At 74.3% G+C, this 16,482-nt stretch carries 14 protein-coding genes; 8 read left to right on the forward strand and 6 right to left on the reverse strand.

The annotated features are described in order from the left end of the window. Positions 1-72: 72 nt before the first annotated feature. Positions 73-897 (reverse strand): formate dehydrogenase accessory sulfurtransferase FdhD, encoded by an 825-nt coding sequence (gene fdhD, locus BLU95_RS24025; protein ID WP_093861828.1) that lies wholly within the window; start codon positions 895-897, stop codon positions 73-75. A gap of 174 nt (positions 898-1,071) precedes the next feature. Between fdhD and hutH the strand changes: the two genes are divergently transcribed. Next, a complete protein-coding gene (gene hutH, locus BLU95_RS24030) occupies positions 1,072-2,655 on the forward strand; it encodes a histidine ammonia-lyase (protein ID WP_400754747.1) in 1,584 nt (527 codons plus the stop codon). A gap of 57 nt (positions 2,656-2,712) precedes the next feature. Here hutH and BLU95_RS24035 read toward each other — a convergent pair whose 3' ends face one another. Then, complete coding sequence (locus BLU95_RS24035) at positions 2,713-3,162, reverse strand: hypothetical protein (protein WP_093861830.1); 450 nt, start codon at positions 3,160-3,162, stop codon at positions 2,713-2,715. Between the two features lie 221 nt (positions 3,163-3,383). Here BLU95_RS24035 and BLU95_RS24040 point away from each other — a divergent pair, with 221 nt between their 5' ends. Continuing rightward, positions 3,384-4,253 (forward strand): MurR/RpiR family transcriptional regulator, encoded by an 870-nt coding sequence (locus BLU95_RS24040; RefSeq protein WP_030393442.1) that lies wholly within the window; start codon positions 3,384-3,386, stop codon positions 4,251-4,253. A 67-nt stretch (positions 4,254-4,320) separates the two neighbouring features. Here the strand turns inward: BLU95_RS24040 and BLU95_RS24045 are convergent, their stop codons facing one another. Next, entirely contained in the window at positions 4,321-4,800 is a 480-nt protein-coding gene (locus BLU95_RS24045; RefSeq protein ID WP_093861831.1) for an SRPBCC family protein, read from the reverse strand. Between the two features lie 111 nt (positions 4,801-4,911). Between BLU95_RS24045 and BLU95_RS24050 the strand changes: the two genes are divergently transcribed. Further along, entirely contained in the window at positions 4,912-5,268 is a 357-nt protein-coding gene (locus BLU95_RS24050) for a hypothetical protein (protein WP_159424982.1), read from the forward strand. Between the two features lie 7 nt (positions 5,269-5,275). On the opposite strand, the gene BLU95_RS24055 is transcribed toward BLU95_RS24050, so the two are convergent. Beyond that, a complete protein-coding gene (locus BLU95_RS24055) occupies positions 5,276-5,839 on the reverse strand; it encodes a Uma2 family endonuclease (protein ID WP_093861833.1) in 564 nt (187 codons plus the stop codon). A 180-nt stretch (positions 5,840-6,019) separates the two neighbouring features. On the opposite strand from BLU95_RS24055, the gene hutU reads away from it, so the two are divergent. From hutU to hutI, 4 genes are all read left to right on the forward strand, one after another. Continuing rightward, a complete protein-coding gene (gene hutU / locus BLU95_RS24060) occupies positions 6,020-7,705 on the forward strand; it encodes a urocanate hydratase (RefSeq protein ID WP_093861834.1) in 1,686 nt (561 codons plus the stop codon). Between the two features lie 29 nt (positions 7,706-7,734). Then, positions 7,735-8,919 carry an allantoate amidohydrolase gene (locus tag BLU95_RS24065; RefSeq protein WP_093865084.1) on the forward strand — a complete coding sequence of 395 codons (1,185 nt, stop codon included), beginning with the start codon at positions 7,735-7,737 and terminating at the stop codon, positions 8,917-8,919. Beyond that, positions 8,910-10,283, forward strand: a complete 1,374-nt coding sequence (locus tag BLU95_RS24070) for a formimidoylglutamate deiminase (RefSeq protein WP_286158580.1) — start codon at positions 8,910-8,912, stop codon at positions 10,281-10,283. The genes BLU95_RS24065 and BLU95_RS24070 overlap by 10 nt, the downstream gene beginning before the upstream one ends. Positions 10,284-10,496: 213 nt before the next feature. Beyond that, positions 10,497-11,666, forward strand: a complete 1,170-nt coding sequence (hutI, locus tag BLU95_RS24075) for an imidazolonepropionase (protein WP_093865085.1) — start codon at positions 10,497-10,499, stop codon at positions 11,664-11,666. 61 nt (positions 11,667-11,727) lie between these two features. On the opposite strand, the gene BLU95_RS24080 is transcribed toward hutI, so the two are convergent. Both BLU95_RS24080 and BLU95_RS24085 read right to left on the reverse strand, forming a co-directional pair. Further along, positions 11,728-13,830, reverse strand: coding sequence for a S9 family peptidase (locus tag BLU95_RS24080; protein WP_093865086.1), 2,103 nt, complete (start codon positions 13,828-13,830; stop codon positions 11,728-11,730). Positions 13,831-13,963: 133 nt separating this feature from the next. Further along, entirely contained in the window at positions 13,964-15,472 is a 1,509-nt protein-coding gene (locus BLU95_RS24085) for a peptide MFS transporter (RefSeq protein ID WP_093861836.1), read from the reverse strand. 329 nt (positions 15,473-15,801) lie between these two features. Between BLU95_RS24085 and BLU95_RS24090 the strand changes: the two genes are divergently transcribed. Beyond that, positions 15,802-16,476, forward strand: a complete 675-nt coding sequence (locus BLU95_RS24090; RefSeq protein WP_030300686.1) for a response regulator transcription factor — start codon at positions 15,802-15,804, stop codon at positions 16,474-16,476. Positions 16,477-16,482: the final 6 nt, after the last annotated feature.

Genomic DNA, 16,482 nt, shown 5'->3' on the forward strand with positions numbered 1-16,482 from the left:
GCGTGGGGCGGGGCGGGTCCGGTCGGGGTGGGGCGAGGGGGCGAGTCGGGCCCGGGCGCGGTGGCGCGCGGCTCAGGCGATCCGGTCGGGCCGGGTGTAGACGTTGGCTCCCTCGCCGCGCAGGAAGCCGACCAGGGTCAGGCCCAGCTCCTCGGCGAGGTCCACGGCCAGCGAGGACGGCGCCGAGACCGCGGCCAGCAGCGGCACCCCGGCCAGTGCCGCCTTCTGGGTCAGTTCGAACGAGGCCCGGCCGCTGACCAGGAGCACGTGGCCGGTCAGCGGCAGCAGGCCCTCCCGCAGCGCCCAGCCGACCACCTTGTCCACCGCGTTGTGCCGCCCGACGTCCTCCCGGGCGCACAGGAGTTCGCCGGTCCGGCCGTCGAACAGGCCGGCCGCGTGCAGGCCGCCGGTGGAGTCGAAGGTGCGCTGGACGGCGCGCAGCCGGTCCGGCAGGGCGTAGAGCAGCGCGGGCGGGACGCTCAGCGGGTCCGCGTCGACCGGGTGCCGGACGTGGGTGCGCACGGCGTCCACGGTGTCCCGGCCGCACAGTCCGCAGGCGCTGGTGGTGAGCAGGTTGCGGTGGGCGGAGAGCGGCAGCGGGCGGCCGGTGTCGCGCAGCGTCGCGTCCACCACGTTGTAGGTGTTGGCGCCGTCCGCGTCGGTGCCGGCGCAGTAGCGCAGCGCCGCCAGCTCCTCGCCGGCGGCGACCAGGCCCTCGCCCACCAGGAAGCCCGCCACCAGGTCGAAGTCCTGGCCGGGGGTGCGCATGGTGACGGTGAGCGGTTCGCCGCCGAGCCGGATCTCCAGCGGTTCCTCGGCGGCGAGCGCGTCGGGCCGGGTGCTGCGCCCGTCCCCGCGCAGTCGGAGCACCCGCCGCCGTGCCGTCGCCCGCGTCATCGTCCCGCCCGCCTTCCCGTCCGCCGCGCCCGGCGTTGCGCCGTCCGCCTCCCCACAGCGTGCGGCACCGGCCCGGTTATTCGAAAATCCTGATGACCGGCCGGTCCGGCCCGGGGAGTTTCGACCGGGCCGAGATGGTTGTCATATCTCCATTCACCTGCTGAGATGATGCATATGGATATGCACAGTGCTGCGGCCGCCCACGCGCCGCTCGTCCAGGTCGGCAAGGCCGACGTCGGCGCCGAGGACGTGCTGGCCGTCGCCCGGGGCAACGCCCGGGTCGAGATCGGCCCCGACGCGATCGCCGAGATGGCGACCGCGCGCGCCCGGATCGACGCCCTGGCCGCCGAACCGCGCCCCGTCTACGGCGTCTCGACCGGGTTCGGCGCCCTCGCCGTCCGGCACATCAGCCCCGAGCTGCGCGCCCAGCTGCAGCGCTCGCTGGTGCGCTCGCACGCCGCCGGGATGGGCCCGGTGGTCGAGCGCGAGGTCGTCCGCGCGCTGATGTTCCTGCGCATGAAGACCCTCGCCAGCGGCCGCACCGGCGTCCGCCCGCTGGTCGCGCAGACCATGGCGGCCCTCCTCAACGCCGGCATCACCCCGGTGGTCCGCGAGTTCGGCTCGCTCGGCTGCTCCGGCGACCTCGCGCCGCTGTCGCACTGCGCGCTCGTCCTCATGGGCGAGGGCGTGGCCACCGGCCCGGACGGCGTCGAGAAGCCGGCCGCCGAACTGCTCGCCGCCGCCGGCATCGAGCCGGTCGAGCTGCTGGAGAAGGAGGGCCTCGCCCTCATCAACGGCACCGACGGCATGCTCGGCATGCTGGTCATGGCCATCGCGGACCTGCAGCGGCTGTTCACCACCGCCGACATCACCGCCGCGATGACCCTGGAGGCCCTGCTCGGCAGCGACAAGGTGCTCGCCCCCGAGCTGCACGCCCCGATCCGCCCGCACCCCGGCCAGGCCGCCGCCGCCGCCAACATGCTGGCCGTGCTCCGGGGCTCCGGCCTCACCGGCCACCACCAGGACGACGCGCCGCGGGTCCAGGACGCCTACTCGATCCGCTGCGCCCCGCAGGTCGCCGGCGCCGGCCGCGACACCCTCGCGCACGCCCAGCTGGTCGCCTCCCGGGAGCTGGCCGCCTCGGTCGACAACCCGGTGGTGCTGCCGGACGGCCGGGTCGAGTCCAACGGGAACTTCCACGGCGCCCCGGTCGCCTACGTGCTGGACTTCCTCGCCATCGCCGCCGCCGACCTGGGCTCGATCTCCGAGCGCCGCACCGACCGGCTGCTCGACAAGGCACGCTCGCACGGCCTGCCGGCCTTCCTGGCCGACGACCCGGGCGTGGACTCCGGCCTGATGATCGCCCAGTACACCCAGGCGGCGCTGGTCAGCGAGAACAAGCGGCTCGCGGTGCCGGCCTCGGTCGACTCGATCCCCTCCTCGGCCATGCAGGAGGACCACGTCTCGATGGGCTGGTCCGCCGCGCGCAAGCTGCGCCAGTCCGTGGAGAACCTCGGCCGCGTCCTGGCCGTCGAGCTCACCGCCGCCGCCCGGGCGCTGGAGATCCGCCGGCAGGCCGGCACGGGCGCCGAGCCGGCGCCGGCCACGGCCGCGGCGATGGAGGCCGCCCGTGCCGCCGGGGTCGGCGGCGCCGGTCGCGACCGCTTCCTCTCGCCGGACCTGGAGGCCGCCGCCGCGCTGGTCGCCTCGGGCGAGCTGGTGCGGGCCGTCGAGCGGGTCACCGGCCCGCTGGCCTGACCTCCGCGCCGCACCGCACGGACGGGGCGGGTGACCGGTGGCCGCGAAGGCCGCCGGTCACCGGTCCCAGTCGCTCTCCGGGGCCTTCGTGCCGCGCTGCTCCTGGATCCGCTCGGCGAGCGCGGAGGAGACGTTGACGCCGACGATGCCGCCCCAGCACACCAGCAGGCCCCAGAAACCGGAGCTGCCGGCGGCGATGCCGGACAGCGGGATGCCGAGCACCAGCGAGATGATCGGGAGCCGGGTCGCCGACCGGCCGCCGAAACGGCGCGGCCCGTACCCCGGACGGGCGTACGCCCCGGCCGGTCCGTGGCCCTCGGCGGGGCCGTAACCGTCGGCCGGGCCGAGCCGCTCGGCCACCCGGCGCTCCACCCGGGCGTCCAGGCGGGCGTCGATCCGGGAGAGGAAGGAGTCGACGAGTTCCGACTCGTACTCCGGGCCGAGCTCCTTGCGGGCCTGCAGCGTGGCGTCCAGATCGCGCCGCAGATCGTCCTGACGAGTGTCCATGGGCACCAGCTTCCTCCCCCCGGGGACCGCCGGTCCATCGGTCCGACGGGGATTCAGGGCGGTCTCAGGGGTATCTCAGGGTCACCCCGAGACGGGCCCGCGCCCCGCCCGGGGACCGCTCCGGGAGGTCTCGTCCGATGTCCCGTCGGGCGAGACGTCTTTGCCAGCGGCCGTCCGCTGCTGCACAGTCGTCCGAACAGCTCGCATCCGGAGGTACCGCCATGACCGCCACCGACGACGCCGGCACGGTCGGTCCCTCCGCCCGGCTGCTCCAGCTCTTCGAGGGGCACCGGCTCACCCCGACCCAGCGGCGGATCGCGCACTCGCTGGTCCGGCACGCCACCGAGGCGCCGTTCCTCTCCAGCGTCGAGGTCGCCGAACTCGCCGGTGTCAGCCAGCCCTCGGTGACCCGGTTCGCGGTGGCCCTCGGCTACGACGGCTACCCGGCGCTGCGCAAGCAGCTGCGCGAACTCGGCGCCGGCGAGGCAGCCGCGCCCGAGACCCCGGCCGACGCCGTCCGCAACGAGCACCAGCAGGCCGTGCTCGCCGAGATCGAGCACCTGCGGCACCTGGCCGAGCTGCTCGCCGACCCCGAGCCGATCGCCCGCGCCGCCCGGCTGCTGGCCGCCTCCCGCCCGCTGCCGGTGCTCGGCCTGCGGGCCGCCTCCGCGCAGGCGCGCGGCTTCGCCTACTTCGCCGCCAAGGTGCACCCGGACATCCGGCTGCTGGACGAGGGCGGCAGCATGCTCGCCGACCGCCTCGAACAGGCCGCGGCTGCGGGCGCGAGCGTGCTGCTCTGCTTCGCCCTGCCGCGCTACCCGCGCGAGCTGATGGACGCCCTGGCGGTGGCCCGGGAGTGCGGGCTGACCGTCGTCACCGTGGCCGACAGCGTCTTCGCGCCGGTCGCCAAGCTCTCCGACCTGATGCTGCCGGCCGCCGTCGGCACCGGGCTGGTCTTCGACACCGCCTGCGCTCCGATGATGCTGGGCCGGGTGCTGCTGCAGACCATGTGCGACGAGCTGCCGGGCGCCGAGGCGCGGTTGGAGGCCATCGAGCAGTCGGCGGCCGCCCGGGGGCTGTTCCTGGAGTAGCCCGGCCCCCCGGGGCGGTGCTGGGGGGCTGTTCCCGGTGCGGTCCGGCCTGGTGGTCCGCCGCGGGTCAGGCCTCCAGGGTCCGCCGGATCCGGCGCAGGGTCGCCCGCATGCCGGCCCGGTTGTGCGCGGCCCGCCGCTCCGGGGCGACACCGCTGAAGACCTTGCCGAGCAGTTCGGCGGCGGGTGCGCCGCGCCCGGTCCGCAGGTCCCGCCAGTACTCGGTGAGGATCGTGCCGCCCTCGCCGTCCGGCGCGAACCGGTAGCCCCACTCGGCGATCGGCAGCCCGAACGCGTCCACCCGGAACGCGAACTCGCTGCCGGGGCGGCCCGTCGTCACCCGGCAGGTGGTGAACCAGACGAACAGGCCGCGCCGGTTGAAGCCGACGAACCGGTCCCCGGCCCGCAGCGGTCCCCGTCGCGCCCACACCGCCCGGCACTCGGGGCTCCACTCGCCGGTCCGCCGGACGGTGCTGACGGCCCGGTAGACCTCCGTCGGCGTGGCGGCCACACCGATGCTCTCCTCGACGCCCCACTCGCGGTCCATCGCCCGCCCTCCCCGTTCGTCCGCGCGGCCAGGAACCACCGCCCCGGCGACCGTACCCGCAGGTTGGCGATCCGCCCAGGGCGGGCATCATTCCGGTCAGGGGGTGCCGCCATGCGTGTGATCCACGAAATGAAGTTCGTCGGCCGGCTCGCCTCCGGAGCCGACGAGTGGTCCTGCCCGACCTGCGGACGGCGCGTCACCCTGCGCCGTCTGCCCGATCCCGAACTCACCGTGCTCGACCCGGGCGACGAGAGCGTCGTCCATGTCGGCGTCATCGAACCCGACGCCCGCGCCGCCGCGGCCGCCGAACAGTACGGCCTCGGCCCCGTCCAGGAGATCCCCCGCCCACCCCGGACCCCGGCACCGCCCACGCCTTCCGGCGCCCGGTCCGCCGAGGGCCCCGACGACGCCGACCGCCGCTGGCTCGCCGAGATCGGCATCGACTGGGACGGCGACGCGGCGGCCTGAGGGCCGGTCAGCGCCGGGGCGCGTACAACGGCAGGTCCACGGTCGGCAGTTCGTCCGTGAACGGCGCGGTGAGCGGCACCGGCTCGCCGTACCTGCCGTGCAGCACGCCCCGGTACTCCCGGTCGCGCGGGTGGGTGAAGTACGTCCAGGTGCCCTTGCGGGGGTCGACGGCCAGGAGTGCGGCGAGCCCCGCGGCGGCGTACCAGTCGGCCCCGGGAGTGGTGCCGCTCGCCCCGTCGGCCCTGGCGGCCACCTCCACCGCGAGTGCCGCGTCCCGGGGGTCGGCGAGCCACTCGTCGCTCCTTTCCCAGTCGGTGGGGAGGACGACGAGGTCCGGGGTCGCGTAGTCCTCGTCGTCGTCCGGTGTGCCCACGGACGAGACCTGGTAGCCGGCGAGCCCGGCCGGCAGCCGCTGGTCGAGCCGGACCCGCAGCCGGCCGACGGTCCCCGCGTGCTTGCCGCAGGGGGGAGGGGCCGCGATCAGGGATCCGCCGATGATCTGCACACGGAGGCCGGTGGTTCGCGCGAGCTCCTCGGCGATGTCCCGGAGTCTGCCGGGGGCTGCCTTCATCGGGTCTCCGTGGGGCGGGGCTGGGCCGAGTGGCTGGTGTCGGCCGTCGTTCAGCGTAGCGGGGGTACGACCTCGCCGCGGGCGCTGATCGGATGTGCGCAGGTCTGGCCGAAGGCTGAATGTTTGGATATATTCAGCGAAGTCGAGCCTGAATGAATTCATCCGCAAGGAGGCCGGGACATGGTGCAGCAGGCGAGTGGGCCGCGAGAGGTGCGGGCGGCGCGGGGGACCGGGCTGACCACGCAGGGGTGGCAGCAGGAGGCCGCCCTGCGGATGCTCATGAACAACCTCGACCCCGAGGTCGCCGAGCACCCCTCCAAGCTGGTCGTCTACGGTGGCACCGGCAAGGCCGCGCGCGACTGGCGCTCCTTCGACGCCATGGTGCGCACCCTCGAGGGCCTGAAGCAGGACGAGACCATGCTGGTCCAGTCCGGCCGGCCGGTCGGCGTCATGCAGACCCACGAGTGGGCGCCGCGGGTGCTGATCGCCAACTCCAACCTGGTCGGCGACTGGGCCAACTGGGAGGAGTTCCGCCGCCTGGAGAGCCTCGGGCTCACCATGTACGGCCAGATGACCGCCGGTTCCTGGATCTACATCGGCACCCAGGGCATCCTCCAGGGCACCTACGAGACCTTCGCCGCCGTCGCCAACAAGCGCTTCGACGGCACCCTCGCGGGCACCATCACCCTCACCGCCGGCCTCGGCGGCATGGGCGGCGCCCAGCCGCTGGCCGTCACCATGAACGGCGGCGTGGCGATCTGCATCGACTGCGACCCGTCCCGGATCTCCCGTCGGATCGAGCACCGCTACCTGGACGTCGAGGCCAAGAACCTCTCCCACGCGCTGGAGCTCGCCACCGCCGCCCGCGACAAGAAGCAGCCGCTCTCCATCGGCCTGCTGGGCAACGCCGCCGAGCTGTTCCCGCAGCTGCTGGCGATGGACGCGCCGATCGACATCGTCACCGACCAGACCAGCGCCCACGACCCGCTGAGCTACCTGCCGGTCGGCGTCTCCTTCGACGACATGGCCACCTACGCGGCCGAGAAGCCCGCCGAGTTCACCACCCGCTCGCGCGAGTCGATGGCCAGGCACGTCGAGGCGATGGTCGGCTTCCAGGACCGCGGCGCCGAGGTCTTCGACTACGGCAACTCGATCCGCGGCGAGGCCCAGCTGGCCGGCTACGACCGCGCCTTCGCCTTCCCCGGCTTCGTCCCCGCGTACATCCGGCCGCTGTTCTGCGAGGGCAAGGGCCCGTTCCGCTGGGCCGCCCTGTCCGGCGACCCGCAGGACATCGCCAAGACCGACAAGGCCGTGCTCGACCTCTTCCCGGAGAACGAGTCGCTGCACCGCTGGATCAGGATGGCCCAGGAGAAGGTGCACTTCCAGGGCCTGCCCGCGCGGATCTGCTGGCTCGGTTACGGCGAGCGCGACAAGGCCGGCGAGCGCTTCAACGACATGGTCGCCTCCGGCGAGCTGTCCGCCCCGATCGTCATCGGCCGCGACCACCTGGACTGCGGCTCCGTCGCCTCCCCCTACCGGGAGACCGAGGCGATGCTGGACGGCTCCGACGCGATCGCCGACTGGCCGCTGCTCAACGCCATGGTCAACGTCGCCTCCGGCGCGTCCTGGGTCTCCATCCACCACGGCGGCGGCGTCGGCATCGGCCGCTCGATCCACGCCGGCCAGGTCACCGTCGCCGACGGCACCGCGCTGGCCGGCGAGAAGATCCGCCGGGTGCTCACCAACGACCCGGGCATGGGCGTCATCCGCCACGTCGACGCCGGTTACGACCGGGCCGACGAGGTCGCCGCCGAGCGCGGTGTGCGCGTCCCGATGAACGAGCACGGCTCGACGGGCGAGCTGTGAGCGACCAGGGCTCCGCGAGCTTCGAACGGATGTGGGCGGAGCTGCTCCCCGTGGGCCGCTCCGCCGCGTCCGGCGGCTACCGCCGCTTCGCCTGGAACAGCGCCGACGCCGAGTGCCGGGCCTGGTTCGAGCAGCAGGCCCGCGACCGCGGCCTGCACTACGAGCTGGACCGCAACGGCAACCAGTGGGCCTGGCTCGGCGACCCGGCCGGCGAGGGCGCGGTGGTCACCGGCTCGCACCTGGACTCCGTCCCGGACGGCGGCGCCTTCGACGGCCCGCTCGGTGTGGTCTCCTCCTTCGCGGCGCTCGACGAGCTGCGCGCCCGGGGGGCGGGGCTCACCCGCCCGCTGGCGATCGTCAACTTCGGCGACGAGGAGGGCGCCCGGTTCGGGGTGGCCTGCATCGGCTCCCGGCTCACCGCCGGGGTGCTCGCCAAGGAGCAGGCGTACGAGCTGCGCGACGCCGACGGCGTCCGGCTGCCCGACGCGATGGAGCGGGCCGGCCAGGACCCGACCGCGATCGGCGCCGACGGCGACCGGCTGGCCCGGATCGGCGCCTTCGTCGAACTCCACGTCGAGCAGGGCCGCTGCCTGACCGAGGAGCACCCGGTCGGGGTGGCCAGCGCGATCTGGCCGCACGGCCGCTGGCGGTTCGACTTCCGCGGCGAGGCCAACCACGCCGGCACCACCCGGATCGAGGACCGCCGCGACCCGATGCTGACCTACGCCAACACCGTGCTCGCCGCGCGGAAGAAGGCGAAGCTCGCGGGCGCGCTGGCCACCTTCGGCAAGGTCGCCGTGGAGCCCAACGGCACCAACGCCATCGCCTCGCTGGTGCGCGGCTGGCTGGACTCCAGGGCGGCCGACGAGGCCACCCTCACCGCGCTGGTCGAGGAGATCGGCCGGGCCGCCGCCGAGCGCGGCGAGCGCGACGGGGTCGAGGTCGGGCTGACCCGCGAGTCCTACACCCCGGTGGTGGACTTCGACGGCCCGCTGCGCGACCGCCTCGCGGCCCGCCTGGGCGGCGTCCCCGTGCTGCCCACCGGCGCGGGACACGACGCCGGGATCCTCGCTTCGGCGGTCCCGACCGCCATGCTTTTCGTGCGCAACCCGAGCGGCGTCTCGCACTCCCCGGCGGAGCACGCCGAGCCGGCCGACTGCCTGGCCGGCGTCGCCGCCCTCGCCGACGTACTGGAGGACCTGGCGTGTCAGTGAACCGTGCCGACGGCACGCCGACCACCTACTGGGCGCGGCACGCCTGGCTGCCGCACGCCAACGGGCCGGTGGTCGAGCCGGACGTGCTGATCACCACCGGGCCCGGCGGCAAGATCGCCCGGGTGCAGCCGGACAGCGGGCCCTGCCCGCCCGGCGCGGTCCGGCTGGAGGGCCTGCTGCTGCCGGGGCAGGCGAACGCGCACTCGCACGCCTTCCACCGGGCGCTGCGCGGCCACGTCCAGGTCGGCTCCGGCACCTTCTGGACCTGGCGCGACACCATGTACCGGTTCGCCGGCGCGCTCGACCCGGACCGCTACCTGGCGCTCGCCACCGCGGCCTACGCGGAGATGGCGCTCGCCGGGATCACCGCCGTCGGCGAGTTCCACTATCTGCACCACGCGCCCGGCGGCGTCCGGTACGACGATCCCAACGCGATGGGCGAGGCGCTGATCGAGGCCGCCGCCCGGGCCGGCATCCGGATCACCCTGCTCGACACCTGCTACCTGTCGTCCGGCTTCGGCACCGAGCCGACCAGGCCGCAGCTGCGCTTCAGCGACGGCGACGCCGACGCCTGGGCCGAGCGGGCCGACCTGCTGAAGGCCCGCGAGCACGCCCGGATCGGCGCCGCGATCCACTCGGTGCGCGCCGTGCCCGCCGAGCAGCTCGGCACCGTCGCCGACTGGGCGTCCTCCCGCCGGGCGCCGCTGCACGTCCACCTGTCCGAGCAGACCGCCGAGAACGACGCCTGCCTCGCCGCGCACGGTGTCACCCCGACCCGGCTGCTCGCCGACGGCGGCGCGCTCGGCCCGCGCACCTCGGTCGTGCACGCCACCCACCTCACCGAGGACGACATCGCCCTGCTGACCGGCTCCTCCACGACCGTCTGCATGTGCCCCACCACCGAGCGGGACCTCGCGGACGGCATCGGCCCGGCCCGGCAGCTGGCCTCCGGGGGGTGCCCGATCACCCTCGGCAGCGACAGCCACGCCGTGATCGACCCGTTCGAGGAGGCCCGGGCGCTGGAGCTGGACGAGCGGCTGCGCACCCGCACCCGCGGCCACTGGACGGCGAACGCGCTGCTCCGGGCCGGTGCGGAGGACGGCCACGCCTCGCTCGGCTGGCCGGAGGCGGGGCGGATCGAGGCCGGCGCGCTGGCCGACTTCACCGTGATCGCCCTGGACTCGGTGCGCACCGCGGGTCCGGCGCCCCGGCTGGGCGCGGAGATCGCGGTGTTCGCGGCCTCCGCGGCGGACGTCCGGCACGTGGTGGTCGGCGGCCGGCACGTGGTCAGGGACGGCACGCACACCCTGGTGCCGGACGTGCCGGGTGCGCTGCGGTCCTCGATCGCGGCGCTCGGCTGCTGAAATCCCGGCATTCCCGTGGGTGACCGGGGGCGGGCGGCATCGGACCGCCCGCCCCCGCTCCCGTTCTCCCGCTCCGGTTCTCCCCGTTCCCGTTCCGCAGTTCTGCTCCCGCTCCCGCTCCCGCTCCCGTTCCGCCCCCCGTTTCCCGCTTCCCGCTCCCCGAAAGGTTCCGACGTGAGCAGCTCGACCAGCACCCCGAGCAGCAGCCCGACCATGCCGAGCACCCTGATCACCGGGATCGGCACCCTGGTCACCAACGACCCCGCGCACGGGACCGGGCCGCTCGGCGCGCTCACCGACGCGGCCGTGGTGATCGACGGCGGCACCGTCGCCTGGGTCGGCCCGGCGGCCGAAGCCCCGGCCGCCGACGAGGTGTTCGACGCGGCGGGCCGCGCCCTGCTGCCCGGCTGGGTGGACTCGCACGCCCACCTGGTCTTCGCCGGCGACCGCACCGCCGAGTTCAACGCCCGGATGTCCGGGCAGTCCTACTCGGCCGGCGGCATCCGCACCACGGTGGCCGCCACCCGGGCCGCCGCCGACGCCGAGCTCGACGCCAACCTGGCCCGGCTGGTGCGGGAGGCGCTGCGTCAGGGCACCACGCTGGTCGAGTGCAAGTCCGGGTACGGGCTCACGGTGGAGGACGAGTCGCGGGCGCTGCGGATCGCCTCCTCGTACACGCCGGAGACCACCTATCTGGGCGCGCACGTGGTCGCCCCGGAGTTCGCCGACGACCCGGCGGGCTACGTCGAGCTGGTCACCGGCCCGATGCTGGACGCCTGCGCGCCGTACGCCCGCTGGGTGGACGTGTTCTGCGAGAAGGGTGCCTTCGACGGCGACCAGGCCCGGGCGATCCTCACCGCGGGGATCGGGCGCGGGCTGGTCCCCCGGGTGCACGCCAACCAGCTGACCCACGGCCCCGGGGTGCAGCTGGCGGTGGAGCTGGGCGCCGCCTCGGCCGACCACTGCACCCACCTCACGGACGAGGACGTGGCCGCGCTGGCGGGATCCTCGACGGTGGCGACGCTGCTGCCGGGGGCCGAGTTCTCCACCCGGGCGGTCTACCCGGACGCGCGCCGGCTGCTGGACGCGGGGGCGGTGGTGGCGCTGTCCACCGACTGCAACCCGGGTTCCAGCTTCACGAGTTCGATGGCGTTCTGCATCGCGGTGGCGGTGCGGGAGATGGGCATGACGCCGGACGAGGCGGTCTGGGCCGCGACGGCGGGCGGTGCGCGGGCGCTGCGGCGCACGGACGTCGGCGTGGTGCGGGTGGGGGCCCGGGCCGACCTGCAGCTGCTGGACGCGCCCTCGCCGGTGCACCTGGCCTACCGGCCGGGTGTGCCGCTGACGGCCGCGGTCTGGCGGGCGGGCGTGCGCGAGGTCTGACGGGGTGGCGGGCGGTGCGCGGGGCCGGGAGGGGGTGTCCCTCCCGGCCCCGCCGTCGTGCTCAGCCGAGTCCCAGCGACCGCCGCAGGAAGTCGAGCTGGTGGTGCAGCAGGTGCTCGGCCGTGCCGGGGTCGGCCGGTGCGTGGCCCGCGCCGGGGAGCGGCAGGAACTCGTGCGGCCGGCCGGCGGCGAGCAGCGCGGCGGAGAGCCGCAGGCTGTGGGCGGGCAGCACGTTGTCGTCGGCCAGGCCGTGGATCAGCAGCAGCGGTCGGCGCAGCCCGGGGGCGTCGGGGAACAGCGAGGCGGCCTCGTAGCGCTCGGGGTGCTCGTCCGGGTGGCCGAGGAAGCGTTCCTTCCAGTGGGTGTCGTAGAGCCGGTGGTCGGTGGGGGCGGCCCCGGCGACGGCGGCGTGGAACACGTCGGGGCGGCGCAGGACGGCGAGCGCGGCGAGGAAGCCGCCGAAGGACCAGCCGCGGATGCCGACCCGGTCGAGGTCGAGCAGTCCGGGGCGCAGGGCCGCGGTGGCGTGCAGGGCGTCGACCTGGTCGGCGAGCACGGGGGCGGCGATGTCGGCGAAGACGCTCTTCTCCCAGCGGGGGCCGCGGCCGGGGGTGCCCCGGCCGTCGACGACCAGGACGGCGAAGCCCTGGTCGGCGAACCACTGGGAGGTGAGGTCCCACCAGTGCGGGGCGGCGGAGACCTTGGCCGTGGCGGGGCCGCCGTAGGGGTCGAGCAGGACGGGCAGCGGGCCGTCGCCGGGGCGGTGGCCGGCGGGCAGGAAGAGTGCGGCGCGCAGTTCGCGCGGGCCGAGCCGGAGCAGTTCGGGGCGGGCGGTGAGGACGGGCGTCTGTGCGTGCGAGACAAGGGTCGCGGCGGGCCGGCCGGGGCGGTGGACGGTGGTCCGGCCGGTGGGCGCGCCGGGTGTGCGGGCGGTGTGGACGAGCGTGCCGGCGCGGCGCACGCCGGTGTGCGTGCCGGGCTCGTGGCTGAGCCGGACGGCGCCCGCGGCCGGGTCCCACGACCAGAGGTGGGTCTCGGTCGGTTCGTCGGAGGCGGTGAACAGCACCTGCTCGCCGTCGGTCCCGAGGACGGCGCGCAACTGGAGGCCGGGCGGGGTGACGGGGGTGCCGTCGACGGTGAGGTGGCGGGTGTCGCCGTGGTCGGCGGTGTCGACGAGGGAGCCGGCGGCGGTCCGGGCGGGCAGACCGGGGAGGAGTTCGACCCAGTGCTCGTCGTGGCGTTCGGCGAGGACGCGGGTGGTGCCGTCGGCCGGGTCGACCGCGAGCGTGAGCACGGTGCGCTGGTCGCGGCTCTGCACGGCGGCGTAGGGGCCGTGGGCGTCCCAGCCGGCGGCGGTCAGGTACTCGAAGCCGGCCCGGTCCCAGCGGACCTCGGTGCGCGACCCGTCGAGGTCGAGCAGCCAGAGGGTGACCTCGGCGTTGGCGGTGCCGGCCAGCGGGTAGCGGTGCGTGCGCGGCGGCCGGGCCGGGTCGGCGGGGTCGGCGTGGTGGAGGCGGCGCAGCGGGCGCTCGTCGACCCGGGCGACCAGCAGCCGGGTGCCGTCGGGGGACCACCAGTGGGCGCGGTGGCGGTGCATGGACTCGGCGGCGACGTGTTCGGGCAGGCCGTAGCGGACCTCCTCGTGCTCGGGTTCGGCGAGCGCGCGGTCGTCCCGGCCGTCGGCCCCGACGACCCGCAGGGCGCCGCCGCCGGCGTAGGCGATCCGGCGGCCGGTGGGGTCGGGGCGGGGGTCGTGGACCTCGGTGGCGGTGGGTACCCGGCGGACCTCGCCGGTGGCGGTGTCGGCGAGCAGCAGGGTGCCGGACAGGGCGAGGGCGGCGGTGCGGCCGGTGGCGTCGGTGGCGTACGCGGTGATGCCGCGGCCGACGACGCGGGCGCGTTCGCGCCGGATCCGTTCGGCCTCGGGGAGGCCGTCGCCGGGGAGGCCGGCGTCGGTGTCGCCGAGCGCGGCCGGGTCGGCGATCAGGCGCTCCTCGCCGGTGTCGGTGTCGAGGGCCCAGAGCCGTCCGGTCGGGTCGTCGCCGGCGCGACTGCGCAGGAAGAGCACGGTGCGGCCGTCGGCGGTGACGGCGGGTGCGGCGGGCGCGCCGAAGGCGAGGCGTCCGGTGCGGGCGAGCTGGCGGGGGAGCGAGTCGGTCGGCATGCCGGGCACCATAGGCAGATCCGGGCGGGAGGTGTCGAGAGGCGGGAGGCCGGGTGCCGGACGGGGGAGAACGGCCGGGGCCGCCGCGGATTCCTGGAATCCACGGCGGCCCCGGGTGCCGGTCGGGCCGACGTCAGTGGACGTCGCCCATCAGCCGCACGACCTTGCGGCGGTACATGTACAGCGCCGCGCCGGCGAGGATCGCCATGGCGCCCTGGACCGCGAAGTACCAGGTGGAGCCGACCACGTCGTCACCGAGGACGAGCTGGAAGATGGCGGCGACGCAGTCGCCCGCGGTGACCGCGAGGAACCACACGCCCATCATCTGGCTGGCGTACTTGGTCGGTGCCAGCTTGGTGGTGACGGACAGGCCGACCGGGGAGAGGGTCAGCTCGCCGACGGTCTGGATCAGGTAGACCGAGGCCAGCCAGAGCGGCGTGACCTTGGTGTCGCCGGAGGCGGCGGCCATCGCCAGCATCATGACGATGAACGAGGCGCCGATCATCAGCAGGCCGAAGGAGAACTTCGCGGTGGTGCTGGGGTTCTTGGAGCGGTGCGAGAGCGCCACCCAGATCCAGGCGAAGACCGGGGCCAGGGCCATGATGTACAGCGGGTTGAGCGACTGGAACCAGCTGGACGGGAAGTCGAAGCCGAACAGCGTGGACGAGGTGTTGTCCTGCGCGAAGATGTTCAGCGTCGAGCCGGACTGGTCGTAGATCATCCAGAACACGGCGGCGGCGACGAAGAACCAGATGTAGCCGCTCATCCGGGACTGCTCGGTCTCGTCGAGGTCCTTGTCGCGCTTCACCTTGGCGAAGACGAAGACCGGGATCGCGAGGCCCGCGATGGACAGCGGCCAGATCGCCCAGTTGATGGTGAAGTGGCCGGTCAGCGCGACGACCGCGTAGAAGACGACCGCGGCGGCGAGCCACAGGGCGGCCTTCTTGAAGATCGCGCTCTTCTCGGCGGCCGAGATCGGCGAGGTCACCACGTCGCTCTTGGCGCTGAGGTGGCGGGTGCCGAGCAGGAACTGGCCGAGGCCCAGGGCCATGCCGACGCCGGCGAGGGCGAAGCCCAGGTGCCAGTCGACCTTCTGGCCGATGGTGCCGATGACCAGCGGGGCGGCGAAGGCACCGAGGTTGATGCCCATGTAGAAGACGGTGAAGCCGCCGTCCCGGCGCGGGTCGTTGGGCCCGTCGTAGAGGTGGCCGACCATCGTCGAGATGTTCGCCTTGAGCAGGCCCGAGCCGATCGCGATCAGCGCGAGGCCGCCGAAGAACGACACGCTGACCGGCAGGGCCAGCAGGAAGTGCCCGATCATGATGATCGTGCCGCCGAGGGCGACGGTCTTCCGGGCGCCGAGGAAGCGGTCGGCGATCCAGCCGCCCGGGAGGGCCAGCAGGTAGACCATCGCCGTGTAGACGCTGTAGACGGCGCTCGCGACGGCGAACTTCATGCCGAGGCCGCCGTCGGTGACGGAGGCGGTCATGTAGAGCACCAGCAGGGCACGCATGCCGTAGTAGCTGAAGCGTTCCCACATCTCGCTCATGAAGAGCGTGGCGAGGCCCCGGGGGTGCCCGAGGAAGGTCTTGCCGCTGGGAGAGGCCGACTGTACGCCGGGCTCCAGGGTCGTAGACGCCATGTGTAGTGGTTCCTTGCCTGACAGCGTCCGCCAAGGGGGGTGGAGGCGGACGTGGACGAAACCACTGTACGTGGCGATATTTGGCGGCATCAGCTGACAAAAGCCGTGCATCAGGTATGGAAATGGCAAAGTCCGCGCGAGATCAGTCCACGCTATCCATGGTCGAGCAGTGATTATTCCTTCGCTTGCAAGCTCGAGGAGCAAAATCTTCGGCGAACGCGCGGGCCGGGCGTGGCGGTTGGGCCTCGGACACCCCCCGTATAACGATCACGCACTGTGAACTACCTCACGGCGGCAACGGCCGCACCCCGGCGGACTACCATCAGCCCATGACCTGTGTGCTGCTCGCCGAGGACGACCCCGCGATCTCCGAACCGCTCGCCCGGGCGCTGCGCCGTGAGGGGTACGAGGTGCTCGTCCGTGAGGACGGCCCGTCCGCACTGGCCGCCGGGCTCGGCGAGGAGGTCGACCTCGTCGTGCTCGACCTCGGCCTGCCCGAGATGGACGGCCTCGAGGTGTGCCGCCGGCTGCGCGCGGACGGCCGCAGCTGCCCCGTCCTGGTGCTCACCGCCCGCGCCGACGAGGTCGACACGGTGGTCGGCCTGGACGCCGGCGCCGACGACTACGTCACCAAGCCGTTCCGGCTCGCCGAACTGCTCGCCCGGGTCCGGGCCCTGCTCCGGCGCGGCAACGTCGACCAGCTCACCACCGGCGCGCACGGCGTCAAGATCGACATCGAGTCGCACCGCGCCTGGCTCGGCGAGGAGGAGCTCACCCTCTCCGCCAAGGAGTTCGAGCTGCTCCGGGTGCTGGTCCGGGACGCCGGCCGGGTGGTCACCCGCGAGGAGATCATGCGGCAGGTCTGGGACACCACCTGGTGGACCTCCACCAAGACCCTGGACATGCACATCTCCTGGCTGCGCAAGAAGCTCGGCGACGATGCCGCCAACCCCCGCTACATCGCCACCGTGCGCGGAGTGGGCTTCCGGTTCGAGAAGAATTAGCCCGAG

Origin of the sequence: Streptomyces sp. TLI_053, assembly GCF_900105395.1 — a bacterium.
Classification (GTDB): Bacteria; Actinomycetota; Actinomycetes; order Streptomycetales; family Streptomycetaceae; genus Kitasatospora.